Below are 25,396 nucleotides of genomic sequence, written 5' to 3'. Positions count from 1 at the left end.
ACTCGGGGGCCTCTTCGCCGGCAAGCCGGCTCCTACGGCGGGAGGGTCAGTTGAGCACCACCAGGCGGTTGGGCAGCTCGTTGCGCACCTGGGTCAGGGGCACGTGGGTCTTGAGCAGCTCGCCGCTGGCAGCGATGCAGTCGAGAAAACCCTGCAAGGTCTGGCCCTGCTTCACCTGCTGGGTGAAGGCCTGGACGATGGCGCCCCATTCACGGTCGTCGAGGCGCTTGGAGATGCCCTCGTCCACCAGGATCTCCACATAGCGCTCAGCCTCGCTGACGAAGATCAGCACCCCGGTGCCGCCCACGGTGTGGTGCAGGTTCTGCTCGAGAAACTGGCGCCGGGCCAGGTTCGAGGCGCGCCAGTGGCGCACCGACCGCGGGATCAGCCGGGTGGTGATGCGCGGCAGGCGGAACACCAGGCACAGGACGATGAAGGTCGCCCATTGCGCCAGCAGCAACAGGTGCATGTTCAGCCAGCCGGTGGCGTAGTGCACCAGCCCCGGCACCACCAGGGCCAGCAGGCTGGCCCAGAGCAGCGGGATATAGGCGTAGTCGTCGGCCCGGGCCGCCAGCACCGTCACCAGTTCGGCGTCGGTCTGCTGCTCGACCCGGGCAATGGCTTCGGCCACCTGCCGTTGTTCGTACTCACTCAGTAATGCCATGTCGTTGGATATCCGCTTTTTATTTTCAGTTACCAGCCGCCGGACGAACCGCCGCCGCCGAAGCTGCCACCACCGCCGCTGAAGCCGCCACCACCGGACCCGCCACCAAATCCGCCGCCGCCGAAGCCACCGCCGCCACGCCCGCCGGTGGTCGTGATCAAACCGAGCGCCTGCGCCACCACGACCACCAGGATGAACAGCAGCACCAGGAAAATGAACAGCAACGGATGCCGCTGGACAAAATCGTCCTGGCCGCTGCTCTCGCCGCTACCGTACACCGTGGCCGGCTCATCCAGGGGCGTGCCGCCGAGCACCAGGAGCATGGCCGAGACCCCGTCGCTGATGCCCTTGCTGAACTGCCCGGTCTTGAACGCCGGGGTGATCACCTGGTTGATGATCACCGAGGCCTGGGCGTCGGTCAGGCGGTCCTCCAGGCCATAGCCGACTTCGATGCGCAGCTTGCGCTCGTCCCGGGCGACGATCAGCAGCGCGCCGTTGTTCTTGTCCTTCTGGCCAATGCCCCAGTGCCGCCCCAGCTGGTAGCCGAAGTCCTCGATGCTGGCGCCTTGCAGGTCCGGCAGGGTGACCACCACCAACTGCTCGCCGGTGGTCTGTTCGTGGGCTTGCAGTTCCTGGGTCAACTGGGCCCGGGTAGCCGGCTCGATCAGCTGCGCCTCGTCCACCACCCGCCCGCTCAGGGCCGGAAACTTCAGCTCGGCCTGAGCCAAGACCGCAAAGACCCAGAGCAACAGCACCAGGCCGATTTTATAAAGTCGCATCAGCACCTCGTCCTTAATGATTGTCCGTGTGCACTACCAACTGCCGGACGCCCCGCCACCGCCAAAACTGCCGCCACCGCCACTGAAACTGCCCGAGTCCGAACTGGAGCTGGAACTGGAGCTGTCGGAGTCGAACCAGTTGAATGAACTGCTGCTCGAACCCGAGTCGCGCTCGGCCCTGGGCTCGCGCCTGGGCGAGTCGTCGCTGGCATAGGGCCGACCGTTGCCTGCCGAATCACCGCCGTCGCGCCAGGAGACGAAGAACCCGGCCAGCGGCAAGCCGACGAACACCGAATAGAACACCACCTTGAACCACAACATCCAGTCGATCTGCTGGAACCAGTTTTTCTCCACCGAACGATGCACCAGGATCCGGCTGCTGTCGGGCTCCAGCAGGCGCACGATGGAGGTGGTTCCGGCAATGATCCCGGAGGAGTACAGGTCATCCTTGAAGTACGGGATGATCGAATCGTCGATGATGAAGTGGGCCCAGATGTCGTTGATCCGCCCTTCCAGGCCGTAACCCACTTCGATCCGCACCTTGCGCTCGTCCTTGGCCACCAGCAGCAGGACACCGTTGTTCTTGTCCTTCTGGCCGATGCCCCAGTGCCGCCCCAGTTGCAGGCCGAACTCCTCGATACTGTAGCCGCCCAGGCTCGGCACCGTGACCACCACCACCTGATCGGTGGTGCTCTGCTCGAGGCGCTCGAGCATTTGCGTCAGGTAGACCTGCGCCGAAGGCGTGAGCAACTGAGCGGTGTCCACCACGCGCCCGGTCAACTTGGGGAACAGGCTTTCGATCGGGGCTGTCGCCGGACTGGCCGTCCGCGGTTCGGCCTGGCTCGACGCCAGCCCTTCCGTGGGCGTTGCAACGGCAGGCTGCGCCATCAGGGCGCCGCCGCTCACCAGCCACAGCGACAGCAGCGCACCTCGCAGTGCGCGCTGTACGCCGCGCATCAGAATTTGACTTGCGGGGCTTTGTCCGCGTCGGGGCTGGTGGCCTCGAACGACTCACGCACCGGCAGATCGCTGTACATCAGGCTGTGCCACAGGCGACCGGGGAAGGTACGGATCTCGGTGTTGTACTTCTGCACCGCCAGGATGAAGTCGCGGCGGGCCACGGCGATGCGGTTCTCGGTGCCTTCAAGCTGGGACTGCAGGGCCAGAAAGTTCTGGTTGGCCTTGAGGTCCGGGTAGCGCTCGGACACTACCATCAGGCGGCTCAGGGCACCGCTCAACTGGTCCTGTGCCTGCTGGAACTGCTTGAGTTTTTCCGGGTTGTCCAGGGTGTTGGCGTCCACCTGGATCGAAGTGGCCTTGGCCCGGGCCTCGATCACCGCGGTGAGGGTTTCCTCCTCGTGCTTGGCATAGCCCTTGACGGTCTCCACCAGGTTGGGGATCAGGTCGGCGCGGCGCTGGTACTGGTTCTGCACCTGGCCCCAGTCGGCCTTGACCTGCTCGTCGAGGGTCGGAATGTTGTTGATGCCGCAGCCGCTGAGCAGGCTGGTGAGCAGCAACAGCGCGGCGACGGGCCAGCTCGAACGCAGGCGTTGAGTGATGTTCATGGGTGGGGCTCCTTGCACAACCTGATTGAAATGAAGCTTTTGCCCGGTTTCACACATCCTGTGGGCAAAAACTGCCTGCGCCACTGGAATGCATCGGGCTGATGGGCTAAAAGATGCCCAGCGCGAAAAAGAGTTCAGAAATAAGGCGGTGTGAAAACGTCGCGAGTGAAGGCAAGACAAGGCAAAAACAGGCGGGAACGATCGGGGTCGCGTCCGACTGTAGTAGCCTGCATGAGCATTCCGAGCCTGTTTTTAACCCCGTATTGCCGAACGCAGCAGTTTTCACACGGCCTGAAGTGTGCGGGAATTATCTGAACAACAATAGTCGCCCCTTAAATTTTGGCTGCCGGGTGCGCGTTCAAAAGCATCTGACTTGAGCCCTTGAGAACAATATTCATGAAGAAGCTGTGTTTGCTGGGCCTGCTGGTCAGCCTGGCCAGTCACCCGGTGTTGGCCGAATCTGCCCCGGTCCCCCTGGAAAACAAAGAAGCCTTTATCAGCGACCTGCTCAAACGGATGACCCTGGAAGAGAAGATCGGCCAGTTGCGCCTGATCAGCATCGGCCCGGAAATGCCCCGCGAGCTGATCCGCAAGGAAATTGCCGCGGGCAATATCGGCGGCACTTTCAACTCCATCACCCGCCCGGAAAACCGGCCGATGCAGGACGCGGCCATGCGCAGCCGGCTGAAGATCCCGATGTTCTTCGCCTATGACGTGATCCACGGCCACCGGACCATCTTCCCCATCAGCCTGGCCCTGGCGTCCAGCTGGGACATGGAGGCCATCGGCCGCTCCGGGCGCATCGCCGCCAAGGAAGCCAGCGCCGACAGCCTGGACATCACCTTCGCGCCCATGGTCGACATCTCCCGGGATCCGCGCTGGGGCCGTACCTCCGAAGGCTTCGGCGAAGACACCTACCTGGTCTCGCGCATTGCCAAGGTCATGGTCAAGGCCTACCAGGGCCAGAGCCCGGCCCTGCCGGACAGCATCATGGCCAGCGTCAAGCACTTCGCCCTGTACGGCGCGGTGGAAGGCGGTCGCGACTACAACATCGTCGACATGAGCCCGGTGAAGATGTACCAGGACTACCTGCCGCCCTACCGCGCGGCCATCGACGCCGGCGCCGGCGGGGTGATGGTGGCCCTGAACTCGATCAACGGCGTGCCCGCCACCTCCAACACCTGGCTGATGAACGACCTGCTGCGCAAGGAGTGGGGCTTCAAGGGCCTGGCGGTGAGCGACCACGGGGCGATCATCGAGCTGATCCGCCACGGTGTCGCCAAGGACGGTCGCGAAGCGGCCAAGCTGGCGATCAAGGCCGGCATCGACATGAGCATGAACGACTCGCTGTACGGCAAGGAGCTGCCGGGGCTGCTCAAGTCCGGGGAGATCGAACAGAAGGACATCGACAACGCGGTGCGTGAAGTGCTGGCCGCCAAGTACGACATGGGCCTGTTCAAGGACCCGTACGTGCGCATCGGCAAGGCCGAGGACGACCCCGCCGAGACCAACGCCGAAAGCCGCCTGCACCGCAGCGACGCCCGGGACATCGCCCGGCGCAGCCTGGTGCTGCTGAAGAACCAGAACCAGACCCTGCCGCTGCAGAAGACCGCGAAGATCGCCGTGGTCGGCCCCCTGGCCAAGGCGCCGATCGACATGATGGGCAGCTGGGCCGCCGCCGGGGTGCCGGCGCAATCGGTGACCCTCTACGACGGCATGCGCAATGTGCTGGGCGACAAGGCGCAACTGACCTATGCCCGGGGTTCCAACATCACCGCTGACAAGCAGGTGGTCGACTACCTGAACTTCCTCAACTTCGATGCTCCGGAAGTGGTGGACGACCCGCGCCCGGCGCAGCAGATGATCGATGAAGCAGTGAAGGCGGCGAAAAATTCCGACGTGATCGTTGCCGCCGTGGGCGAATCCCGAGGCATGTCCCACGAATCCTCGAGCCGCACCGACCTGCACATTCCGGCCAGCCAGCGCGAGCTGATCAAGGCCCTCAAGGCCACCGGCAAGCCCCTGGTGCTGGTGCTGATGAATGGCCGTCCGCTGTCGCTGCTGGAGGAAAACCAGCAGGCCGACGCGATCCTCGAAACCTGGTTCAGCGGCACCGAAGGCGGCAACGCCATCGCCGACGTGCTGTTCGGCGACTACAACCCGTCGGGCAAGCTGCCGATCACCTTCCCCCGTTCCGTCGGGCAGATCCCCACCTACTACAACCACCTGACCATCGGCCGGCCATTCACTCCGGGCAAGCCAGGCAACTACACCTCGCAGTACTTCGACGACACCACCGGCCCGCTGTTTCCGTTCGGCTACGGCTTGAGCTACACCACGTTCAGCCTGTCGGACATGGCCCTGTCTTCCACCACCCTGAACAAGAGCGGCACCCTCGACGCCAGCGTGACCGTGAAGAACACCGGCCAGCGTGATGGCGAAACCGTGGTCCAGCTGTATATCCAGGACGTGGCCGGCTCGATGATCCGCCCGATCAAGGAATTGAAGAACTTCCAGAAAGTCATGCTCAAGGCTGGTGAAGAGAAAGCCATTCACTTCACCATCAGCGAAGACGACCTGAAGTTCTACAACGCACAGCTCAAGTACGCCGCGGAACCGGGCGAGTTCAATGTGCAGATCGGCCTGGATTCCCAGGACGTCAAGCAACAGAGCTTCGAACTGCTCTGATCCCCTGCCACCGGCCGGCGCCCGACAGGCGCCGGCTGGCTCCTAGCTTTTGGCTACCGCGCGGACTCGCGTCGCGTAGCGACGATCGACTTCATTGCCGAGCGCTTCAGCAGACGCGCAACCTGAGCGCGCGATGCCAGCCGACAGTGGGCCCACGCCTCTACGTCAACGACAAAAAACTGACAGGGTAGCCCTGCGGGCCCTAGCCGCGCCGGTCCAGCAGGTTGACCACCAGCCGATCGATCCAGCCCCAGACCCGCTGCTTGACCCGTCGCCACAGGGGACGATTGCGCCAGGCTGCAAGGTTGACCTCTTCGCTCTGGGCGAAATCGTTCTCGAAGCTTGCGACCACTGCACGGGTCAATTGCGGATCCAGGGCTTCCAGGTTGGCCTCCAGGTTGAAGCGCAGGTTCCAGTGGTCGAAATTGCAGGAGCCGACGCTCACCCAATCGTCCACCAGGGCCATCTTCAGGTGCAGGAAGCACGGCTGGTATTCGAAGATCCGTACCCCGGCCTTGAGCAGGCGCGGGTAGTAGCGATGCCCGGCATAGCGCACCGCCGGGTGATCGGTGCGCGGCCCGGTCAGCAGCAGGCGCACATCGAGGCCGCGCGCGGCGGCCTTGCGCAACGAGCGACGCACCGACCAGGTCGGCAGGAAATACGGAGTGGCCAGCCAGACGCGCCGCTGGCCGCTGTGCAAGGCGCGGATCAACGAGTGCAGGATGTCCCGATGCTGGCGGGCGTCGGCATAGGCCACCCGCCCCAGGCCCTCGCCGGTTTCTGGCAGGCGCGGCAGTCGCGGCAGGCCGAAATCGGCACCGGGTTTCCAGGCGCCACGATGCAGGTTGGCGCTCCATTGGCGATCGAACAACCGCTGCCAGTCGCCGACCAGCGGTCCGGCAATCTCCACCATCACCTCATGCCAGTCGCAGCTGTTGTCCTCGGGCCGCCAGAACTCATCGGTGACCCCGGTGCCACCAACCACCGCCAGGGCCTGGTCCACCAGCAGCAGTTTGCGATGGTCGCGGTACAGGTTGAGAAAGCCCTGGCGCCATTTCAGGCGGTTATAGAAGCGCAACTCCACCCCGGCATCCGTCAGGCTGCGGCGCAGCGCCTGGGTGAAGGCCAGGCTGCCGTAGTCGTCGAACAGGCACCGCACCCGGACCCCGCGCTCGGCAGCCTGTACCAGTGCCTGAACCATGGCTGCGGCGCAGGTGCCGGCCTCCACCAGGTACAGCTCAAGCTCGACCTGCTGCCGGGCACGGGCGATGGCCACCAGCATCCGCGGAAAGAATTCGGGGCCGTCGATCAACAGCTCGAAGCGGTTGCCTTCGCGCCAGGGGAATACCGCTCCGCGCATGTCAGCGCGCCGTGAAGATCAGCACCGCACCCACCGGTACCGAGAAACTGATGGCCGACAGGCCCGCGACCTTGCGCAGGCTGTCGAGGCCGGGGGCCAGGTTGAAGTCTTCGGCGTTGAGTACCAGAGGTTCCAGGGTCACCACCTGGAAGCGTCGTTCATCCAGGCGGGTGGCCAGCAATTCGGCGTTGTAGGTGTGTTCCTGGCCATGCAGCGAGACCGTGACCGGCAGCAGCAATTCGATCTGCGCCCCGGGGGCCAGATCGTTGATCGGGCGCAGGTTGATCTTCGCGGTGATCAGGGCGTCGGGAAACTGCTGGACCTGGAACAGCTCCTGGCGCATGCGCTCGTCACGCAGGGGAATGCCACTGCTGACCGAGTCCATTTCGATCTGCAATTGGGCCTGGCCCTTGCCATCGACCTTGCCGTGCAGCACCAGGAAACGCTGGACCTCGGAGATATTGGCGTTCTTGGTGGTGACGAAGGATATCCGGGACGACTCGTTGTCCAGGTACCAGTTGGCCTGGGCCGGCAGGGCCAGTGCCCCGAGCAGGCTGAGAAGAAGGCGGATCGGCGTACGCATGCAAGCTCCCTAGAACAGAAGGCGCCACCTTAACCGGCCACCCGAGGGCTGGCAAACTTCGCGGTGGGCGGCGCTATAGAGCTAGAAGCGGTAGGTATAGTTCAGGTAGAAGCGTTCGGCGTTGTGGCTGAAGATGCCCGCCGGCCCTCGGGAGAGGCTCTGACGCTGGACACCGTCGGGCTCGCCCTGGGTGCGAAAGCGCGCGTGCAGCCAAGTCAGGTCCAGGCCCTTGAGCGCCCCGTCGAACTGATACCGCAGCACGCTCTGGAATTCGCGCCGGGAAAACCCCTCGTAGCCCCGGGCCTGGCTGGAGAAGGCGTAATGCAGGTCGAGCTTGAGCTGCGGCACGCCGAAATCGGCGAAGTCCATGCCTCCCAGCAGCTTGAACATCGCCTCGTTCTCCAGCCCGAAGTAGTAGAACAGCTTGCCGCTGCTGTTCCAGGTGCCCGTGTCCTGGGCGAAGAAGGTGCGGTCGTAGTCGTCACCCCAGACCCTGTTCCAGGTCAGCCCGGTGTAGTAGCGGCTGAACCGGTACTTGAACGACAGGTCCAGGTGCCGAGCATCGTGGACAGACTCCGCCTCGTACAACCCGCGCACGCCAGCATATTCGAACAGCTTGCCAGCATCCTGCTGGCGCCCCCAGACGGCGTGGAGATCGATACCGCGCCCGGGAGCCAGTTCGAAACTGCGGGCCAGCCTGACCGAGGAGCTGCGCAGGTAGTCCCGGGCCACCCCGTGCTCCAGTTGCAGGTTGCTGCCATCGGGCAATACATAGCCCAGGGCATACAAGCGCAAATCGTCGATTTTCTGCCCACGGTAATTGCGTAGGTCCTGGCTCCAGCCCGATTCGTTGCGCGGGCTGAAGCCATCGATACGGCTCAGGTTGAGGGTCAGGGCACCGCGCGTGTAACCCAGGTCCTGGCCCAGGGTGGCGGCCGGCAGGATGCGCGAGTAGCGGTCGTCGCGGTACAGCTCGTATTGCCGGCTCCTTTTCCCCAGGCCGGCGCTCAGGGCACCGTCCTCATCGACCCAGCGCCCGCGCAGGTACAGCTCCAGGGGCTTGGCGATGCCATGGGGTTGCTGCACGCTGCGATCGGCCCGCAGGTTGCTGATGCTGTTGGCGTCACGCCCGACGTGCAGGGCATCTGCCAGGCCATAGCTGTAGTCAATGCCCAGTACCTCACGGTACCAGCCGGAACTGAAGCTGAACTGGGTGGCCTGCACCCATTCATCCCGGGTCGGGCCGATCCCTCCGGCGTCGTTTTCCTTCCAGTAGGACTGGCTGTAGCGCAAGGACGTGCGGCTGTCCTCGAGAAAACCCTGGGCCCCTGCCCCAGCGCACAACAGACAGCACAGCAACCCGGTCACACAACCTTGTTCAGCCCCCATGGGATCACCTGTTTTTATTATTGGAATGGGTGTCATGGCCGCCGGTGGCGGTCCAGGTCTCATTCTCGGAGCCGTGGGGCAAAGGGCAACGGCTATAGGTTCCGCAGGATGGAACCGGGCGCAGCACCGCGGCTTGCAGCGCGCAAGGCGATCCACGCCAACCGTGGGGAATGACTCAGGCGAGGGTTTTCTGCAGGTGTTCGATGGTGTCGGCCAAAAGCCCCAGGTGGCGATTGCGCACCTGTTCGACGCAGCCCAGGTCCATTGGCCAGTGCAGGGCGATGCTGCCGATCACCCGGCCTTCGGCCTGCAGCGGCAAGGCCACGGCTCGAATCAGGAATGGCAGGCGCACCGGGTATTCCCAATGGCCTTCGGTGCGCTGGCCAAATCCCAGGTGCAGGGACTGGGCGCAGGCCTGCTGCCGGTCTTCGCTGGGCACCTGTTCACGTTGCGCCAGACGCTCTATCTCCGCACTGGGCAGTGCGCCCAGGCAGGCCTTGCCCATGGCGGAATGAAACAGGCTGGCGTGCTGCCCGACAATCCGGCTGTTGCTCGGGTAGCGCTTGCGCAGCACTGCGGGCACCGCGCTTTCCAGGACCTCCAGGCAATCGCCGTCGAAACTCGACAGGTCGCTGACCAGCCCGGTGCGTGCACTCAATTCCAGCAGCCAGGGCGCCGCCTGCTCCACCAACTGGCGCTTGAAACGCTGCCGGCTGTCACCGAACAGGCTCCTGGCGCTCAAGCGGTAGCGTCGATCACTCAGGCCGCGGTAGATCCAGCCCTGCTCCTGCAGAGTCAGGAGCATGCGCGACACCGTGGCCTTGGCCAGGCCGGTCAGGTAGTGCAGCTCTTCCAGGCCCAGGGCCTGGTGCTGGCCGAGCAACTCGACAATGGCCAGGGCGCGCTCCACTGAGCGTACGCTGCCGGTTTCTACCTTGCTGGCCATGGTCCGAACTCCCTGACTGAGGATGGCTAAAGGTTTTACCCAGCAAGATGCGGGCCCCCGGACCTTGGCGGCGACACCTGCTTGGTTACCGCAGGTTGCCTGGCGGCCGCTGCCGCACCCACTGCGTCAATTGTTCATGGGCATAAGCCAGTTGCAGCACGGCGTGGTCGGCCTGGGCCGGGCCGATGATCTGCAGGCCCATGGGCAATCCGGCCAGATTGAACCCCACCGGAATACTGATGGTGGGCAGCCCGGCCAGGGTTGGACCGATCACCACTTCCATCCAACGGTGATAAGTGTCCATTTCCTGCCCATCGATCTGCCTCGGCCAAGCTTGCCGTGCATCGAAAGGGAACACCTGGGCGGTGGGCAGCAACAGGAAGTCGTAGCGCTCGAACAACCGCAGCAGGGCGCGATACCAGTCGCTGCGACTCTGGGAGGCGCGATAGACATCCGCTGCACTCAGGTTCGCCGCGCCCTCCACTTCCCAACGCGCCTCGGGCTTGAGCCAGCGGCGTTTGTCCGGATCGCCATGCAGCCCTCCCAGGGAGCCCTGGACCAGCCAATGCCGATGCACCAGCCAGCAGTCCCACAGCTCGGCCAGGGAGAATTCCGGCTGGCAGTGCTCCACCTCGCAGCCCAGGTGGGTGAAATCGCCCAGGGCCTTTTCGCACAACCCCAGCACCCCCTGCTCCATGGCCAGGTAGCCGTTGTAGTCTCCCAGCCAGCCCAGGCGCAGGCCGCACACATCCCGTTGCAGGGGCGCATTGAGCAGCGCCGGATCCTCCTTGAGGGACAGCGGCGCCCGCGGATCGTAGCCGGCCTGGGTGCTCAACAGCCGTGCCACATCGGCCACGGTGCGGCCCATCGGCCCCTCGGTGGCCAGTTGCTGCACGAACAGCTCCGGAGTCGGGCCGAACGGCACGCGGCCCAGGGAGGGGCGCATGCCGAACACATTGTTGAACGCCGCCGGGTTGCGCAACGAGCCCATCATGTCGCTGCCATCGGCCACCGGCAGCATGCGCAGCGCCAGGGCCACCGCTGCCCCGCCGCTGCTGCCGCCGGCGCTCAGGCTGTGGTCATAGGCATTGCCGGTGGTACCGAACAACTGGTTGTAGGTATGGGAACCCAGGCCGAACTCCGGCACGTTGCTCTTGCCGATGATGATCGCGCCACTGGCCCGCACTCGCGCCACGCTGATGGCGTCCACCTGGGGCACCTGCTCGGCGAACAGCGGCGAGCCCATGCTGGTGGTCAGCCCGGCAGTGGCCGCCAGGTCCTTGATCGCCTGGGGCATGCCATGCATCCAGCCCAGCGATTGCCCCTGCTCCAGTTGCCGGTCACGCTCGTCGGCCTGGGCCAGCAGCGCCTCGGGCTCGCACAGGGACACCAGGGCATTGACGGGCGGGTTGCAACGCTCGATCTGTGCCAGGTAGGCGTGCATCACTTCGCGACAGGACAGCTCGCGGGCATGGATCGCCCGGGACAGGTCCAGGGCGTCCAGCTCGACGATGGCGTCGGTCGGTGGATTGTGCTCGCTCAAGATTCGCCTCCCAGGGTCAGGGCATCGGGTTTGTCGTCTCTGACTGCGTCATACATGCAATAGGTACCCAGCAGGCTGAGGACCGAGGTCAGCAAGACGTAGAAAGCGGGAGCCACCGGGGTGGCCATGACCTTGCTCAGCCAGGTCACAATCAGTGGCGCGAAGCCACCGAACAGCATCACTGTGACGTTATACGCCACCGATACCCCCGTGGAACGTACCTCGATGGGAAACTGCTCGGCCAGGGCCGTGGGGCCAGGTCCGAAGAAACCACCGATGGCCCCGCAGAGCAGTATCTGCATCACCAGCAGGCGCTCGATGGACGGCGCTTCGGCAACCCATACATACAAGGGGTAGACCATGACGAAGAACGCCAGGGTGAAGGCCATCAGTACCGGGCGCCGGCCAACGCGGTCGGACAGTGCCCCGGCAAAGGGAATCACCAGGGTCATCAGGGCCACGGCGAACATCTGCACCAGCAGCACCTGGTCCAGGGGCAGGCCGAGGTTGGTATGGGCGAAGGTCGGCATGTTCACCAGCACCACATAGAAGGACACCGTGCCACCGCAGCACATGCCCATGGACACCAGGATCGCCCGGCGATGGGCCACCACCACCTGCCACAGCCCGGGGCCCTTGCCGCGGACCTGCTTGCGTGCCTCGACAAAGGCTTGGGGCTCCTGCATGTACTTGCGGATCCACAACCCCACCGGCCCGATCAGCAGGCCGATCACAAACGGCAGGCGCCAGCCCCAGAGGTCCAGGGTCTGCGGCGAGAAGAAATGCGTCACCGCCGCCACCATCGCCGCGCCGCTGAACACCGCCAGGCACTGCCCCACCAACTGCCAGGAGCCGTACAGGCCTTTTCTGTGGGGGGGTGCACTCTCCACCAGGTAGGCGGTGGCACTGGCGTACTCACCGCCGGTGGCAAAGCCCTGGAGCATGCGCGCCACCACGATCAGCAACGGTGCGCCCAGGCCGATGGCGGCGTAGGTGGGCGCAAAGACGATCATGGCGATCGACAGGGTCATCAGCTGGATGATCACCAGCATCGCCGCCTTGCGCCCCTTGCGGTCGGAATAGACCCCCAGTAGCACGCCCCCCACCGGGCGCATGAAAAAGCCCACGCCGAAGGTGGCCAGGGCCATCAGCAGCGACGTGTATTGGTCTTCTGCGGGGAAAAAGTGCCGCGCAATGAAACTCGCAAGAAAGCCATAGACGATGAAGTCATACCATTCCAGGGCATTGCCAACCACGGCGGCAACCACTTGCCGGGTCTTGGAAACAGAGGGTGTCGAAGCGCTCATGGGAGGTTCCTTGGGTACTTTTGAGCCTTCTGGCGGGCTCGGAAAAGTGCCGGGCGTGGACCACGCCCGGCACGCGCGCAACACAGGAACAGAAAGGCTCAGGACGGTTTGAGCCAGCTTTCCGCCAAGGCACCCCAATACGCCGCGCCGGTGAGCAGGATGTCGTCGTTGAAGTCGTAACCCGGGTTGTGCACCATCGGCTGGGCCACGCCATTGCCGATGAACAGGTAGCTGCCGGGACAACGCTGGAGCATCCAGCCGAAGTCTTCGCTGCCCATCAGTTTCGGCGTGTTGCCGTCGACCGCGTCGGCCCCCACCAGCTCGACGCCGATGCGCCGGGCAAACTCGGTTTCTTCCGCGCTGTTGACCAGCACCGGGTAGGCCGGGCGATGCTCGATGCTGACGGTGCAACCAAAGCTGTCGGCCTGAGTCCGGATGATTGCCTTGACCCGCTCCAGCATCAGCTCGCGTACCGGCGCATTGAGGGCCCGCAGGCTCAGGCGCAACAACGCCTGCTGGGGAATCACGTTGGCGGCCTCGCCGGCCTGCAGCGCCCCAACCGTGACCACCGCGGCCTCCTGAGCATCGATATTGCGCGCCACTACCGTCTGCAGCGCCATGACCATGCTCGCTGCGGCCACCAGCGGGTCTACCGCCAGGTGCGGCATGGAGCCGTGGCCACCGACGCCTTCGACGACGACGTTGAGCAAATCCTGGGAGGCCATCATCGGCCCCTGGCGAAACCCCAGGTGTCCGGCGGGCAGGCCCGGCATATTGTGCAGGCCGAACAGCGCATCGCAGGGGAAGCGCTCCAGCAGGCCATCGGCGAGCATCGCCTCGGCGCCGCCCTGGCCCTCTTCGGCAGGCTGGAAGATCAGGTTCAGGGTGCCGTCGAACCGCCGGGTGGCGGCCAGGTAGCGGGCGGCGCCCAAAAGAATGGTGGTATGGCCGTCATGCCCGCAGGCGTGCATGCAACCGCTGTAGCGGCTGCTGTAGGGCACCCCGGTGTTCTCGATGATCGGCAAGGCGTCCATGTCTGCCCGCAGGCCCAGGGTGCGCGAACCGCTGCCGTTGCGCAGCACGCCCACGACGCCCGTCCGGCCGACGCCGGTGTGCACCTCATACCCCCACTCTTCAAGGCAGCGGGCTACCAGCGCCGCCGTGCGGTTCTCCTCGAAGCCCAGCTCCGGGTGGGCATGAATATCCTGGCGGATGGCCCGCAAGTCGCTGGCAACATCACTGAGCCAGGCAAGGATGTGCGGGTGTCGGGTCATGGCGTATCTCCTCTGGGCCGGGTGTGTCCCGTTCTTTTTGTCGGAGCGTTGCACGAGGTGCCAAGGCAGGCTCGAAGCTCGACTTCAGATAACCGCGAGCCGGAGCACAGGACAATCAAATGTGGTTCCACTGGATGGAACAGAAAAATGCCGTGGACCGCGCAACCGGGCTCAGGGCTCGAGGCGACAGCCTTCCCGAGGCCCCAGCCAGAGCGCGCTGTGGGTGCGTCCCAGAGCGCTGGCGGTGACGCGTCGGGACTGCGGGTCATCGACAAAATCGCTGATGGGCAGGTACTGGCGTACATAGCCACGGCAGGAGTCGGCAGGTTGTTGCATGACGTAACGGCAGGAGCAGTATTCCTTGGCGGTGTAGGCACCGAGGATGTCCGGGAAAGCCTGCAGGGCCAGCCGTTGCTGCCAGCCCCAGCCCAGCAGCAGGACCAGGGCCACCAGCAGCAGGCTGAGCAGCGGACGGCGACGGATGAAGGGGCGGCGCGTCATGGTGACCCCGGCACGGCAAACGTGGCGATGACTCGCTTGAGCAGTTCATTGTGCTGGTAACTGCCGTCCCGATCGTCGCCGTAGCGCACGATCACCAGGCGCTCCGAGGGCAGCACATACAGCGCCTGTCCCCAGTGCCCGAGGGCCGCGTAGCTATCCTCCGGCGCATCGGGCCAGGGGCGGGGCGCACCGTCCACCGAGCGATTGAGCCACCAGTGCCCCCCCGCTACCGCCACATCCTGATTGGCCCGGTAGCCGGCGAACGGCGTACGACTGAACTCGACCCAGGCCTTGGGCAGCAACTGCCGGTCGCGCCAGCGGCCCTCACGCTGCATCAGCAGACCGACCCGCGCCAGGTCGCGAGCCGTCAGGTAAAGGTAGGAGGAGGCGACGAACGTGCCGGCAGCATCCCGCTCCCACACCGCCTGGGTGATGCCCAAAGGGTCGAACAGGGCCTGCCAGGGATAGTCCGGATATTTTTCGGCGCCGACCATGCCCCGCAGGCTCGCCGCCAGCAGGTTGCTGTCGCCGCTGGAGTAGCGGAAGTCCTGGCCTGGTGGGCTGGAAGCAGCGCACTGCGCGGTGAAGGCCGCCATGTCCCGATGACCGCGGGTGTAGAGCATGGCCACCACCGAGGAATTGAGCGGCGCGTATTCGTAGTCTTCCTGCCAGTCCAGCCCCGAGGCCCAGTGCAGCAAGTGCTCCAGGGTGATAGCCGGATGCTGCTGCAGCGCCGGGTAATACTTCGCCGCCGGGTCCTGGAGCTGGAAGCGGCCTTCACCATAAGCCACCCCCAGCAGCATCGCCAGCATGCTTTTGCTGGCGGACCATATCAGGTGGGGAGTCTGTGGGCCGGTAGCCCCGGCATAGCGTTCATAGACCAATCGACCATCACGGATCACCAGCAAGGCATCGGTGCGAATACCCTCGCGGGCCTCATCGTCCCTGGGCACGAAGGCGTAGTCCTCCAGAGCCTTGAGCGCCGGACTATCGACGGCCGGACCCCGACTCCATTGTTGCGCCGGCCACTCCTCGGCCCGGGCCGGCATGCAGAGACATGCAAGCAACGCCAGCAGGATCGGACCTTTGACCATGGATGAGCCTCGAATGACGTCAGTGGCCGAGCCTAGTTGAGGCGGATGACAGTTTCACTGCAAGGGCCCTCGCTTGTTGGCGCTGGCTGGCGTAAGGGGCATCAAGCCTTGTGCAAAATCTTCAGGCCTCTTCGCCGGCAAGCCGGCTCCTACAACAGCCTGGCATCCCGCCTCGTAGGAGCTGGCTTGCCAGCGAAGGCGTCATCGAGCCTTGTGCAAAACCTTCAGGCCTCTTCGCCGGCAAGCCGGCTCCTACAACAGCCTGGCATCCCGCCTCGTAGGAGCTGGCTTGCCAGCGAAGGGGTCATCGAGCCTTGTGCAAAAACTTCGGGCCTCTTCGCCGGCAAGCCGGCTCCTACAACAGCCCGGCATCTCGCCTCGTAGGAGCTGGCTTGCCAGCGAAGGGGTCATCGAGCCTTGTGCAGAACCTTCAGACCCCTTCGCCGGCAAGCCGGATCTTACGCAAGGGGGCGCCGTTCCTGAAACGAGGCTAGGGCTTTGGCAAGGCGTTGCTCCCGGGCGCTGGCGGCCAGGTCCAGCAGGGCCTGGTCCCGGGTCCATTGGCTGCGCCAAGGCTCAGGGCCGTTGGCGAACGCGGCGTCGATGTCAGGTCGCAATGCCTGGAACTGCATGAACAAGCCGCCCAATAGAACGTGCCCGCTACTCAAGCAGGGGTTTTGCCGACTGACTTCGGCGCAGCCCGCAAGCAATCCCAGCAACTGCAGTTGCAGGGGCTGCGGCCAGCCGCTGTCCTGCCCCACGCCATACAGCCAGGCGAGCATGGCACTCAGGACATAGATGTCCTCCAGGCTGCGGAAGGGTTTGACATAGGCATCCCAGCCATCGCCGGCCAGCAATTCGCAAGCCGCGTTGTCGAGCAGCAGACAGCCGTGGCTGATCTCCGGCATCAGGGCGATGGCGGGCAGGGTCTGGACCTTGACCCCGGGCTCGCCGGCGTAGACCACGGTCAGGCGCAGGGCCGGTTTTTCTCCCGGGGCCTCGCTGCGGGCCGCCACCAGCAACCAGTCGGCGGCATCGCCGGCGGTGACGAAGTCCTTGCGTCCGTTCAGGCGCAGGTCCTCCAGGCGAGTCTGCATGTCTGCCGGGCGCAGGCTGCGACTTTCAGTCGCGCACAAAGCACCCAGGCTCGGCGGTGCACTGGGCCACAACATGCGTAATGCAGCCTGGTAGCCCACCAGGAACGCCAGCCCCGGGGTGGCCATCAGCCGCCCGCCAAGCACCGCCAGTTCGAAGGGCGTGACATTGCCCAGATGCGCCAGCAATGCCCCGTAGCCCTCGGCCAGGTCGGGGTTTGCGGGCAATCGTTGACGGCTGTCGAGCAGGGCTTGCCAGGGCATTCGAAGGTCCTCAGGGGCTGTCATATAAGCATCACCAAAGCTTCATGGCGATGACACCGGGGCTACATAGCCTGACTTTGCACAACAAAGTCGATTGGCTGCAACCCAAGGCGGGTCGGTAGCCCGCACGGAGATTCACGATGACTCAGATCGCCCGCATCAGCGACACCGGCACTGAACGCCGCCTGCAAGCCGAACGCCTGATCGGCGCCCAGGCCCTGGAGGAAGCTCAAGCCCTGCGTTTCAACGTATTCAGCGGCGAGTTCAACGCCAAGCTCAAGGGCGCGGAGCTGGGTCTGGACATGGATGACTATGACGTTCACTGCAGCCACATCGGCGTGCGCGACCTGAACACCGGGCGCCTGGTGGCCACCACTCGCCTGCTGGACCACCAGGCTGCCAGCAGCCTGGGGCGTTTCTACAGCGAAGAGGAATTCAGCCTGCACGGCCTGGTGCACCTCAAGGGCCCGATCCTGGAGATCGGCCGCACCTGCGTCGACCCGGCCTATCGCAACGGCGGCACCATCGCCGTGCTCTGGGGCGAACTGGCGGAAGTGCTCAACCAGGGCGGCTACAGCTACCTGATGGGCTGCGCCAGCATCCCCATGCAGGACGGCGGCGTGCAGGCCCACGCGATCATGCAACGCCTGCGCGAGCGCTACCTGTGCACCGAACACCTGCGGGCTGAACCGAAGAACCCGCTGCCCAACCTGGACCTGCCGTCCAATGTCATCGCCGAGATGCCTCCCCTGCTCAAGGCCTACATGCGCCTGGGGGCGAAGATCTGCGGCGAACCCTGCTGGGACCAGGACTTCCAGGTGGCCGACGTGTTCATCCTGCTCAAGCGTGACGAGCTGTGCCCGCGCTACGCCCGGCACTTCAAGGCGGCGGTCTGATGCGCCGGCTGCGGGTCTACGGGCGCATCGCCCGGGTACTGCTGGTGGTGGCCCTGGGCCTGAGCATGGCCAGTATCTTTGGCCTGCTGGAACGCCTGGGCATCGCCAACTCGATGGTGCGGCGCCAGCGCTGGTCGCGCTTCTTCATGGCGCGCCTGGCCAATGCCCTGCCATTCCGGGTCACGGTGCACGGCGAGCTGCCGCGCCAGCCAATGCTCTGGGTCAGCAACCATGTGTCCTGGACCGACATCCCACTGCTGGGCATGCTCACCCCGCTGTCGTTCCTGTCCAAGGCTGAAGTGCGCACCTGGCCGGTGGCCGGCTGGCTGGCGGCCAAGGCCGGTAGCCTGTTCATCCGTCGCGGCGCCGGCGACAGCCAGCTGATCCGCAAACAGATGACCCGGCACCTGCAGGAACAGCACCCACTGCTGCTGTTCCCCGAAGGCACCACCACCGATGGCCACAGCCTGCGCACCTTCCACGGACGCCTGCTGGCCAGCGCCATCGATGCCGAAGTGGCCCTGCAGCCGGTGGCGATCCGTTACTTGCGCGACGGCCAGGTCGACACCCTGGCGCCCTTCATTGGCGACGATGACCTGCTCTCCCACCTGATGCGGCTGTTTGCCAACGATCAGGGCCGGGTGGAAATCCATCTGCTCAAGCCCATTGCCTGCCAGGGCCAGGAGCGTGCGGCGCTGGCCTTCCAGGCCCAGCAAGCCGTGCAGAAGGCCCTGTTCGGCGATGTTGCACAGCCTGCCGAACCACGCCGCAGCGGTGAACTGGTCGCCGCCTGAGCACCTCCCGCAAGAACCGGCTTGCCGGCGAAGAGGCCCTTGAGACAGGCATCGCCGACGAGGACGCCTTCGCTGGCAAGCCAGCTCCTACAAGGCGTCATTCGGTTGGGTGCGTTCTGCGGCGAAGCTCTGCAGTTGCGGGTAGAAGGCTCGGAAATCTTCGCTCAAGGGTTGATACAGCCGCTCCAGCTCGATCATCGCGGCGGTCAGTTCCTCGGGCCGCGACAGGCGCCGGGCGATGCCGCGCAATACCTGCTCCAGCACCTCGAAATCCCGGTAGGAACCCAGCCAGTCATCGGCGGCCATATAGGGCGCAATCTGCGCCAGACGCCCCGGCAGCTGCGGCTCGGCCGCCAGCACCCGGTACACGTCGGCGGTAAATTGCTGCAGGGGACGATCAGCATACTGGGCCCAGTCCCGGGCCAGGCAGTGGTCGAAGAACACGTCGATGACAATGCCCGCGTAACGTCGCCGGGTCAGGGAGAACCGGGACAACGCGGCGCTCACCAGCGGATGGCTGTCGGTGTAGGTATCGATGCGCCGGTGCAGCTGGATCGCCGCCTCGACTTCGGGGGCAAACTGCCCTTGCAGGCGACCTTTGACGAAGTCGCCATACAAGCTGCCGAGTAATTGACCCGGGCGCTGGCCGCCAAGGTGCAGATGTGCGAGATAATTCATCGGCGCAGTTTAGCACCGCGCTCAACATATCGTTATAACCCGATATTCCGATAAGTAATGAGTTAAGATCAAAATCATATTGGTATATCGCGAAATAACGATTTAAATTTCGCCTCATCGCGATACAACGTTTTACGGAAACCGAGCACCGCCATGTCCCTCGACCTCGACGAAATAATAAAAGCCCTGGCTCATCCGGTACGCAGAGAAATCCTGCACTGGCTGAAAGACCCGACTGTCGAATTTCCCGATCAGGCTCACAGCAATGAGCACGGTGTCTGCGCCGGGCAGATCGATCAACGCTGCGGCTTGTCGCAGTCGACCGTCTCCGCCCACCTTGCCACCCTGCAACGTGCAGGCCTGATCAGCAGCCGCAAAGTCGGCCAATGGCATTTTTTCAAACGCAACGAGGAAACCATTCAGCAGTTCCTCGTGCAAATGAGCCAACAGCTCTGATCTGACAAGGACCCGACAATGCCCCTTTCACTCATCATCCTGGCCCTGAGCGCCTTCGCCATCGGCACCACCGAGTTCGTCATCATGGGCCTGCTGCCCGATGTGGCGGCGGACCTCGGGGTATCGATTCCCGGCGCCGGCTGGCTGGTCACCGGCTATGCCCTGGGGGTCGCCATCGGTGCGCCGTTCATGGCCCTGGCCACTGCCCGCCTGCCACGCAAGGCGGCCCTGGTGGCGCTGATGGGAATTTTCATTGTCGGCAACCTGCTGTGTGCACTGGCCAGTGACTACAACGTGCTGATGTTCGCACGGGTGATCACCGCGCTGTGCCACGGTGCCTTCTTCGGTATCGGATCGGTGGTCGCCGCGGGCCTGGTGCCCGCCAACAAGCGCGCTTCGGCCGTGGCATTGATGTTCACCGGCCTGACCCTGGCCAATGTGCTCGGCGTGCCCCTGGGCACTGCCCTGGGCCAGGAAGCCGGCTGGCGTTCGACCTTCTGGGCAGTGACGCTCATCGGGGTGATCGCACTGATCGGCCTGGTGCGTTTCCTGCCGGCCAAGCGTGACGAGGAAAAACTCGACATGCGTTCGGAGCTCGCAGCCCTCAAGGGCGCCGGGATCTGGTTGTCCCTGAGCATGACCGCGCTGTTCGCCGCCTCGATGTTCACCCTCTTCACTTACGTTGCACCGCTGCTCGGTGATGTCACCGGGGTTTCGCCCAAGGGCGTGACCTGGACCCTGCTGTTGATCGGCCTGGGCCTGACCCTGGGCAACATCATCGGCGGCAAGCTGGCGGACAAGCGCCTGGGTGCCACCCTGATCGGCGTGTTCGCGGCCATGGCCGTGGTTTCCACGGTGTTGACCTGGACCAGCGTCGCGCTGATCCCCACGGAGATCACCCTGTTCCTCTGGGCCACTGCTTCCTTCGCGGCGGTGCCGGCCCTGCAGGTCAATGTGGTGACCTTCGGCAAGGCCGCGCCGAACCTGGTTTCGACCCTGAACATCGGCGCCTTCAACATCGGCAACGCCCTCGGCGCCTGGGTCGGCGGCAGCGTCATTGCCCATGGCTTCGGCCTGACCAGCGTACCACTGGCGGCTGCGGCCCTGGCGATCCTCGCCCTGCTGGTGACCCTGATCACTTTCCGCCAGGGCGGCAATGCCGAACTGGCTGCTGCGACCCACTGATCCGTTCCTCCTTTATAGAAGGCTGCATTCCATGACGACTCTTTTCGATCCGATCAAACTTGGCGACCTCGAACTGGCCAACCGCATCATCATGGCCCCGCTGACCCGCTGCCGCGCCGATGCCGGTCGCGTGCCCAACGCACTGATGGCCGAGTACTACGTGCAACGCGCCTCAGCCGGCCTGATCCTCAGCGAAGCCACGTCGGTAACGCCCATGGGCGTGGGCTACCCGGACACGCCCGGCATCTGGTCCAACGACCAGGTGCGTGGCTGGGCCAACGTGACCAAGGCCGTGCACGGCGCCGGCGGCAAGATCTTCCTGCAACTGTGGCACGTCGGGCGAATCTCCCACCCGTCGTACCTCGACGGTGATACCCCGGTAGCGCCCAGCGCCATCCAGCCCAAGGGCCATGTCAGCCTGGTGCGCCCAATGGCCGACTACCCCACTCCGCGGGCCCTGGAGACTGCCGAGATCGCCGATATCGTCGATGCCTATCGGGTCGGTGCGGAAAACGCCAAGGCCGCCGGTTTCGACGGTGTGGAAATCCACGGTGCCAACGGCTACCTGCTGGACCAGTTCCTGCAGAGCAGCACCAACCAGCGCACCGACCAGTACGGTGGCTCCCTGGAGAACCGTGCCCGCCTGCTGCTGGAAGTCACCGACGCGGCCATCGAGATCTGGGGCGCCGGCCGGGTTGGCGTGCACCTGGCGCCACGGGCCGACTCCCACGACATGGGCGATGACAACCTGGCGGAAACCTTCACCTACGTGGCCCGTGAACTGGGCAAGCGCGGCATCGCGTTTATCTGCTCCCGGGAAAAGGAAGGCGCCGACAGCCTGGGCCCACAACTGAAAGCGGCCTTCGGCGGCCCCTACATCGCCAACGAGCGTTTCACCAAGGACAGCGCCAATGCCTGGCTGGCCAGCGGCAAGGCCGACGCGGTGGCGTTCGGCGTGCCCTTCATCGCCAACCCGGACCTGCCGGCCCGCCTCAAGGCCGGCGCTGCGCTGAACGATGCACATCCGGAAACCTTCTACGCCAAGGGCCCGGTCGGCTACATCGACTACCCGACGCTGTAAGCCTGCACCTGCAAGCCAAACGCCTCGGCTCACTTGAGCCGGGGCTTTTTTATGGCCTTTTTTGAGGGGGTCTTCTTGCCTGCGCCAGCGATATGCCGCCGGCCATGCCTGGAATCCTGCAGCCCACGTCAGATTGCTGGCGAACAGCCGGATCAGCGCTTGCGCTGGGCCCACGCCACCGCCAGCCCACTGAAGCAGATCACCGCGATACCGACAAGGCCGTAGCTGTCGGGGGTGTGGTCGAAAATAAGGTAGCCGTACATCCCGGCAAACAGGATCTGCCCATAGCTGAAGGGCGCCAGCATTGCCGGCGCGGCGTGGCGAAAAGCCTGGGTCAACAGCATGTGGCCCAGCATGCCGCAGGTGCCCAGGCCAATCATGAACAGGCCGTGAACCAGGGTCGGCGTGCTCCAGAAGAACGGCAGCAACGCACTCATGATCAAGCTGTTGAAGATCCCGGTGAGGAAGTTGCTGGTGGTCGGGCTGTCGACGCCACTGAGTTTGCGCGTGAGCAACTGATAGAAGCCAAAACACAATGCAGAGCCCAGTGGCAGCAAGATCGCCGGCGTGAACAACGCGCCACCGGGACGCACCACGATCAGCACCCCGGCAAACCCCGCCAGCACCGCCAGCCACTGCGCGCGACTGACCCGCTCGCCCAAGAGCGGCACGGACAGGGCCGTGACCAGCAAGGGGGCCAGGAAATTGACGGCGGTGGCTTCTGCCAGGGGGATATAGCGCAGGCCGGTGGTGAACAACAGGCTGGTGCCGATCAGGCACAGGGCGCGGAGCAATTGCAGGCCGGGACGCTTGGTCCGCACCACCGCGGAGAAACCGCTGCGGGGCACGAACACCACCAGCATCAACAGGGTATGCACCACATACCGGGCCCATACAACCATGACAATCGGATAAAACGCCGACAGATACTTGGACAGCGTGTCGTGGCTGGCGAAGAGCAGAACCGCCAGGCAGATCAAGGCGATGCCCTTGATCGGTTGCTCGGCGCCATTGAACGGTGAGGGGCTCACACTCATTCACACACTCGACACAAATTCCCTACAAAATACGTAGCTCGCTACCTATCAAGATAGAACCAGCCCGTATATAAAAGCACCCCGTCGTAATCAGGCGATCAACGGAGGGATCCCGGTTCGCCTTAAATGTTGACATAAGTTGACTCAATTACGCATGTTGTCTTAATGACGAAGGCTGGGACTCAGGCGCAGCATGTCCAGCCCGATATCGATCCAGCGCTCTGCCTCGGTATTCAGAGCGAAGCTATCGGGCGCCAGCAGCCATTGGTAGAGCATGCCGTCGATAAAGGCATGCAGACTGATGGCCGCCCGGGCGGTGTCGAGGTTTGCCGGTAGCTGCCCACGATTCACTGCATTGCGCAGCCCCAACTCGATATGCACGTTGCAATCCAGGCTGGCCACGCGACGCTGACGACGCAGGTCGCACATTTCATCGGTGAATTCGCACTTATGAAACAGAATCTCATTAATGCGCCGGGTCTTCGGATCCAGCGCAACTTGATGGAACAAATGAATGAGCAGTTTGCGCATCCAGCCCAATGGGTCCATCTCATCTACATTTTCACTGGCCTTGGCCATCTCGTCCAAAGGCTCGCGCAAGCTGTCGAGCATGGCTTGCACCAGATCAGCCTTGTTACTGAAGTGCCAATAGATAGCACCCCGTGTGACCCCCGCCAGCGCCGCAATGTCGGCCAGGGTGGTACGCGCCACACCCCGCTCGTAAAAGGCCTTTTCGGCCGCCTCGAGAATCTGGCTGCGGGTTTCTTGAGCTTCCTCTTTGGTACGACGGACCATGGCAGTAAAACCTCGATCAGGATCTTTCAGCGATGCGTGAAGACCTTCTGAATAAATATGGAACGGCATCTCAAGTGCCGTTTGCCCAGCCTACAATTCAACACCTACAGGGGCTTCTGTAACCGGATGGGTACGCCGCCAGGGTATTTACAAACAACCATGAACGTAAGTATATTCCTTAGCAAGCTACTTATCCACTCAGCCGACTCTTTTTACCCTTCCACTTTTCTTGTGCGCATCACGCGTGCCTGACCCGAGGATCTACATGCAATTCAAGCCAGCTGTTACCGCTCTGGTCACTGCCGTCGCCCTGGCATCGCTGCTCAGCGGATGTAAAAAGGAAGAGGCGGCGCCAGCCCCTCAAGCCCCTCAGGTCGGCGTCGTCACCCTGCAACCACAAGCCTTTACCTTGACTTCCGAACTCCCGGGCCGGACCACCGCGTTCCGCATCGCCGAAGTTCGCCCTCAGGTAAACGGGATCATTCTCAAGCGCCTGTTCAAGGAAGGTGGAGACGTCAAGGAAGGCCAGCAGCTGTATCAGATCGATCCGTCGGTCTATGCCGCCACGCTCAAGAGTGCCGAGGCCAACCTGCAATCGACCAAGTCGATTTCCGATCGCTACAAGCAATTGGTCAATGAGCAGGCCGTGAGCCGTCAGGAATACGACACCGCAGTCGCCAATCGCCTGCAGTCGGAAGCCTCCCTGCAAACCGCCCAGATCAACCTGCGCTACACCAAGGTGCTGTCGCCACTGACCGGCCGTATCGGCCGTTCCTCGGTGACCGAGGGTGCCCTGGTCAGCAACGGCCAGGCCGATGCCATGGCGGTGATCCAGCAGTTGGATCCGATCTACGTCGACGTCACCCAATCCTCGGTAGAACTGCTGGAACTGCGTCGCGAGCTGGAAAGCGGCCGCCTGCAGAAAGTCGGCGACAACGCCGCCAAGGTCAAGCTGACCCTGGAAGACGGCAGCCAGTACAAGCTCGACGGCAAGTTGGAGTTCTCCGAAGTTTCGGTGGATGAAACCACCGGCTCGGTGACCCTGCGCGCGGTGTTCCCGAACCCTGAGCACACCCTGCTGCCGGGCATGTTCGTGCACGCCCAGCTGCAAGCCGGTGTCAACAGCGCGGCGATCCTGGCTCCGCAGCAAGGCGTGACCCGTGACCTCAAGGGCACGCCAACCGCCCTGGTAGTCGGCCCGGACAACAAGGTCGAACTGCGCCAGCTCAAGGCCAGCCGTACCGTGGGTACCCAGTGGCTGGTGGAAGACGGCCTCAAGGCCGGCGACCGCCTGATCACCGAAGGCCTGCAGTTCGTCAAGCCTGGCGTTGAAGTCAAGGCTACCGAAGCCACCAATGTTTCAGCGAAGAACCCGGCCCCTGCACAGGCAACTGACAAAGCTGCAGGCGGCAAAGGGGAGTAA

The 25,396-nt window shown here is 64.1% G+C and carries 24 protein-coding genes; 7 read left to right on the top strand and 17 right to left on the bottom strand.

The window, feature by feature from the left end:
- Positions 1–46: 46 nt before the first annotated feature.
- From ACZ5BO_RS08280 to ACZ5BO_RS08265, 4 genes are read right to left on the bottom strand one after another with little or no spacing between them, the layout of a single operon-like run.
- Positions 47–664: a TPM domain-containing protein gene (locus ACZ5BO_RS08280; protein ID WP_025127827.1), complete on the bottom strand. Its 618-nt coding sequence runs from the start codon at positions 662–664 to the stop codon at positions 47–49.
- Between the two features lie 29 nt (positions 665–693).
- Positions 694–1,443, bottom strand: a complete 750-nt coding sequence (locus ACZ5BO_RS08275; protein WP_464699176.1) for a TPM domain-containing protein — start codon at positions 1,441–1,443, stop codon at positions 694–696.
- Positions 1,444–1,476: 33 nt separating this feature from the next.
- On the bottom strand, positions 1,477–2,400 hold the full coding sequence (locus ACZ5BO_RS08270) for a TPM domain-containing protein (RefSeq protein WP_464699174.1): 924 nt from the start codon (positions 2,398–2,400) through the stop codon (positions 1,477–1,479).
- Complete coding sequence (locus ACZ5BO_RS08265) at positions 2,400–3,008, bottom strand: LemA family protein (protein ID WP_025127824.1); 609 nt, start codon at positions 3,006–3,008, stop codon at positions 2,400–2,402. Before ACZ5BO_RS08265 ends, ACZ5BO_RS08270 begins: the two co-directional genes overlap by 1 nt.
- A 396-nt stretch (positions 3,009–3,404) precedes the next feature.
- Between ACZ5BO_RS08265 and bglX the strand changes: the two genes are divergently transcribed.
- The gene (bglX, locus tag ACZ5BO_RS08260) at positions 3,405–5,696 is read left to right on the top strand and encodes a beta-glucosidase BglX (RefSeq protein ID WP_464699172.1); all 2,292 of its coding nucleotides are present in this window, start codon (positions 3,405–3,407) and stop codon (positions 5,694–5,696) included.
- A gap of 202 nt (positions 5,697–5,898) precedes the next feature.
- Here the strand turns inward: bglX and ACZ5BO_RS08255 are convergent, their stop codons facing one another.
- From ACZ5BO_RS08255 to ACZ5BO_RS08210, 10 genes are all read right to left on the bottom strand, one after another.
- Entirely contained in the window at positions 5,899–7,056 is a 1,158-nt protein-coding gene (locus ACZ5BO_RS08255) for a phospholipase D-like domain-containing protein (protein ID WP_464699170.1), read from the bottom strand.
- A 1-nt stretch (position 7,057) separates the two neighbouring features.
- Positions 7,058–7,639 (bottom strand): YceI family protein, encoded by a 582-nt coding sequence (locus ACZ5BO_RS08250; RefSeq protein ID WP_025127821.1) that lies wholly within the window; start codon positions 7,637–7,639, stop codon positions 7,058–7,060.
- An 81-nt stretch (positions 7,640–7,720) separates the two neighbouring features.
- On the bottom strand, positions 7,721–9,028 hold the full coding sequence (locus ACZ5BO_RS08245; RefSeq protein WP_025127820.1) for an OprD family outer membrane porin: 1,308 nt from the start codon (positions 9,026–9,028) through the stop codon (positions 7,721–7,723).
- A 175-nt stretch (positions 9,029–9,203) separates the two neighbouring features.
- Positions 9,204–9,974: an IclR family transcriptional regulator gene (locus ACZ5BO_RS08240; protein ID WP_464699168.1), complete on the bottom strand. Its 771-nt coding sequence runs from the start codon at positions 9,972–9,974 to the stop codon at positions 9,204–9,206.
- 85 nt (positions 9,975–10,059) lie between these two features.
- Positions 10,060–11,517 (bottom strand): amidase, encoded by a 1,458-nt coding sequence (locus ACZ5BO_RS08235; protein ID WP_464699166.1) that lies wholly within the window; start codon positions 11,515–11,517, stop codon positions 10,060–10,062.
- On the bottom strand, positions 11,514–12,824 hold the full coding sequence (locus ACZ5BO_RS08230; protein WP_025127817.1) for an MFS transporter: 1,311 nt from the start codon (positions 12,822–12,824) through the stop codon (positions 11,514–11,516). The genes ACZ5BO_RS08235 and ACZ5BO_RS08230 overlap by 4 nt, the downstream gene beginning before the upstream one ends.
- Positions 12,825–12,922: 98 nt before the next feature.
- Positions 12,923–14,098, bottom strand: a complete 1,176-nt coding sequence (locus ACZ5BO_RS08225; RefSeq protein ID WP_464699164.1) for a M20 aminoacylase family protein — start codon at positions 14,096–14,098, stop codon at positions 12,923–12,925.
- Between the two features lie 171 nt (positions 14,099–14,269).
- Positions 14,270–14,599: a hypothetical protein gene (locus tag ACZ5BO_RS08220; RefSeq protein WP_025127815.1), complete on the bottom strand. Its 330-nt coding sequence runs from the start codon at positions 14,597–14,599 to the stop codon at positions 14,270–14,272.
- Complete coding sequence (locus tag ACZ5BO_RS08215) at positions 14,596–15,693, bottom strand: serine hydrolase domain-containing protein (protein WP_464699161.1); 1,098 nt, start codon at positions 15,691–15,693, stop codon at positions 14,596–14,598. Before ACZ5BO_RS08215 ends, ACZ5BO_RS08220 begins: the two co-directional genes overlap by 4 nt.
- Positions 15,694–16,151: 458 nt before the next feature.
- Complete coding sequence (locus ACZ5BO_RS08210; protein WP_464699159.1) at positions 16,152–17,051, bottom strand: acyl-CoA dehydrogenase; 900 nt, start codon at positions 17,049–17,051, stop codon at positions 16,152–16,154.
- 140 nt (positions 17,052–17,191) lie between these two features.
- Between ACZ5BO_RS08210 and olsB the strand changes: the two genes are divergently transcribed.
- Complete coding sequence (olsB, locus tag ACZ5BO_RS08205) at positions 17,192–17,947, top strand: L-ornithine N(alpha)-acyltransferase (protein WP_464699157.1); 756 nt, start codon at positions 17,192–17,194, stop codon at positions 17,945–17,947.
- The gene (locus ACZ5BO_RS08200) at positions 17,947–18,741 is read left to right on the top strand and encodes a lysophospholipid acyltransferase family protein (protein ID WP_025127811.1); all 795 of its coding nucleotides are present in this window, start codon (positions 17,947–17,949) and stop codon (positions 18,739–18,741) included. The genes olsB and ACZ5BO_RS08200 overlap by 1 nt, the downstream gene beginning before the upstream one ends.
- An 87-nt stretch (positions 18,742–18,828) precedes the next feature.
- Here ACZ5BO_RS08200 and ACZ5BO_RS08195 read toward each other — a convergent pair whose 3' ends face one another.
- Entirely contained in the window at positions 18,829–19,419 is a 591-nt protein-coding gene (locus tag ACZ5BO_RS08195) for an acyl carrier protein phosphodiesterase (RefSeq protein ID WP_464699155.1), read from the bottom strand.
- A 153-nt stretch (positions 19,420–19,572) separates the two neighbouring features.
- Here ACZ5BO_RS08195 and ACZ5BO_RS08190 point away from each other — a divergent pair, with 153 nt between their 5' ends.
- The 3 genes from ACZ5BO_RS08190 to ACZ5BO_RS08180 are packed head-to-tail and all read left to right on the top strand — an operon-like array spanning position 19,573 to position 22,141.
- Positions 19,573–19,875, top strand: coding sequence for an ArsR/SmtB family transcription factor (locus ACZ5BO_RS08190; RefSeq protein WP_025127809.1), 303 nt, complete (start codon positions 19,573–19,575; stop codon positions 19,873–19,875).
- An 18-nt stretch (positions 19,876–19,893) separates the two neighbouring features.
- A complete protein-coding gene (locus ACZ5BO_RS08185) occupies positions 19,894–21,060 on the top strand; it encodes an MFS transporter (RefSeq protein ID WP_464699153.1) in 1,167 nt (388 codons plus the stop codon).
- 31 nt (positions 21,061–21,091) lie between these two features.
- Positions 21,092–22,141 (top strand): alkene reductase, encoded by a 1,050-nt coding sequence (locus ACZ5BO_RS08180; RefSeq protein ID WP_025127807.1) that lies wholly within the window; start codon positions 21,092–21,094, stop codon positions 22,139–22,141.
- A gap of 152 nt (positions 22,142–22,293) precedes the next feature.
- Here ACZ5BO_RS08180 and ACZ5BO_RS08175 read toward each other — a convergent pair whose 3' ends face one another.
- Positions 22,294–23,178: a DMT family transporter gene (locus tag ACZ5BO_RS08175; protein ID WP_025127806.1), complete on the bottom strand. Its 885-nt coding sequence runs from the start codon at positions 23,176–23,178 to the stop codon at positions 22,294–22,296.
- A gap of 162 nt (positions 23,179–23,340) precedes the next feature.
- Positions 23,341–23,973 (bottom strand): efflux system transcriptional repressor EmhR, encoded by a 633-nt coding sequence (gene emhR / locus ACZ5BO_RS08170; protein ID WP_025127805.1) that lies wholly within the window; start codon positions 23,971–23,973, stop codon positions 23,341–23,343.
- A 265-nt stretch (positions 23,974–24,238) separates the two neighbouring features.
- Here emhR and emhA point away from each other — a divergent pair, with 265 nt between their 5' ends.
- Entirely contained in the window at positions 24,239–25,396 is a 1,158-nt protein-coding gene (emhA, locus tag ACZ5BO_RS08165) for an efflux RND transporter periplasmic adaptor subunit EmhA (protein ID WP_025127804.1), read from the top strand.

Source organism: Pseudomonas sp. FFPRI_1, from assembly GCF_055384485.1.
This window is presented reverse-complemented; position numbering and strand designations above follow the sequence as displayed.

Bases quoted from the DNA above. Each gene is read 5' to 3' on its own strand.
- ACZ5BO_RS08175 (WP_025127806.1), bottom strand. From the start codon at position 23,178: ATGAGTGTGAGCCCCTCACCGTTCAATGGCGCCGAGCAACCGATCAAG.
- ACZ5BO_RS08245 (WP_025127820.1), bottom strand. From the start codon at position 9,028: ATGGGGGCTGAACAAGGTTGTGTGACCGGGTTGCTGTGCTGTCTGTTG.
- ACZ5BO_RS08225 (WP_464699164.1), bottom strand. From the start codon at position 14,098: ATGACCCGACACCCGCACATCCTTGCCTGGCTCAGTGATGTTGCCAGC.
- ACZ5BO_RS08265 (WP_025127824.1), bottom strand. From the start codon at position 3,008: ATGAACATCACTCAACGCCTGCGTTCGAGCTGGCCCGTCGCCGCGCTG.
- ACZ5BO_RS08280 (WP_025127827.1), bottom strand. From the start codon at position 664: ATGGCATTACTGAGTGAGTACGAACAACGGCAGGTGGCCGAAGCCATT.
- ACZ5BO_RS08270 (WP_464699174.1), bottom strand. From the start codon at position 2,400: ATGCGCGGCGTACAGCGCGCACTGCGAGGTGCGCTGCTGTCGCTGTGG.
- ACZ5BO_RS08220 (WP_025127815.1), bottom strand. From the start codon at position 14,599: ATGACGCGCCGCCCCTTCATCCGTCGCCGTCCGCTGCTCAGCCTGCTG.
- ACZ5BO_RS08230 (WP_025127817.1), bottom strand. From the start codon at position 12,824: ATGAGCGCTTCGACACCCTCTGTTTCCAAGACCCGGCAAGTGGTTGCC.
- ACZ5BO_RS08250 (WP_025127821.1), bottom strand. From the start codon at position 7,639: ATGCGTACGCCGATCCGCCTTCTTCTCAGCCTGCTCGGGGCACTGGCC.
- ACZ5BO_RS08200 (WP_025127811.1), top strand. From the start codon at position 17,947: ATGCGCCGGCTGCGGGTCTACGGGCGCATCGCCCGGGTACTGCTGGTG.
- emhR (WP_025127805.1), bottom strand. From the start codon at position 23,973: ATGGTCCGTCGTACCAAAGAGGAAGCTCAAGAAACCCGCAGCCAGATT.
- olsB (WP_464699157.1), top strand. From the start codon at position 17,192: ATGACTCAGATCGCCCGCATCAGCGACACCGGCACTGAACGCCGCCTG.
- ACZ5BO_RS08215 (WP_464699161.1), bottom strand. From the start codon at position 15,693: ATGGTCAAAGGTCCGATCCTGCTGGCGTTGCTTGCATGTCTCTGCATG.
- ACZ5BO_RS08210 (WP_464699159.1), bottom strand. From the start codon at position 17,051: ATGCCCTGGCAAGCCCTGCTCGACAGCCGTCAACGATTGCCCGCAAAC.
- ACZ5BO_RS08190 (WP_025127809.1), top strand. From the start codon at position 19,573: ATGTCCCTCGACCTCGACGAAATAATAAAAGCCCTGGCTCATCCGGTA.
- ACZ5BO_RS08240 (WP_464699168.1), bottom strand. From the start codon at position 9,974: ATGGCCAGCAAGGTAGAAACCGGCAGCGTACGCTCAGTGGAGCGCGCC.
- ACZ5BO_RS08185 (WP_464699153.1), top strand. From the start codon at position 19,894: ATGCCCCTTTCACTCATCATCCTGGCCCTGAGCGCCTTCGCCATCGGC.
- ACZ5BO_RS08180 (WP_025127807.1), top strand. From the start codon at position 21,092: ATGACGACTCTTTTCGATCCGATCAAACTTGGCGACCTCGAACTGGCC.
- ACZ5BO_RS08195 (WP_464699155.1), bottom strand. From the start codon at position 19,419: ATGAATTATCTCGCACATCTGCACCTTGGCGGCCAGCGCCCGGGTCAA.
- ACZ5BO_RS08255 (WP_464699170.1), bottom strand. From the start codon at position 7,056: ATGCGCGGAGCGGTATTCCCCTGGCGCGAAGGCAACCGCTTCGAGCTG.
- ACZ5BO_RS08275 (WP_464699176.1), bottom strand. From the start codon at position 1,443: ATGCGACTTTATAAAATCGGCCTGGTGCTGTTGCTCTGGGTCTTTGCG.
- bglX (WP_464699172.1), top strand. From the start codon at position 3,405: ATGAAGAAGCTGTGTTTGCTGGGCCTGCTGGTCAGCCTGGCCAGTCAC.
- emhA (WP_025127804.1), top strand. From the start codon at position 24,239: ATGCAATTCAAGCCAGCTGTTACCGCTCTGGTCACTGCCGTCGCCCTG.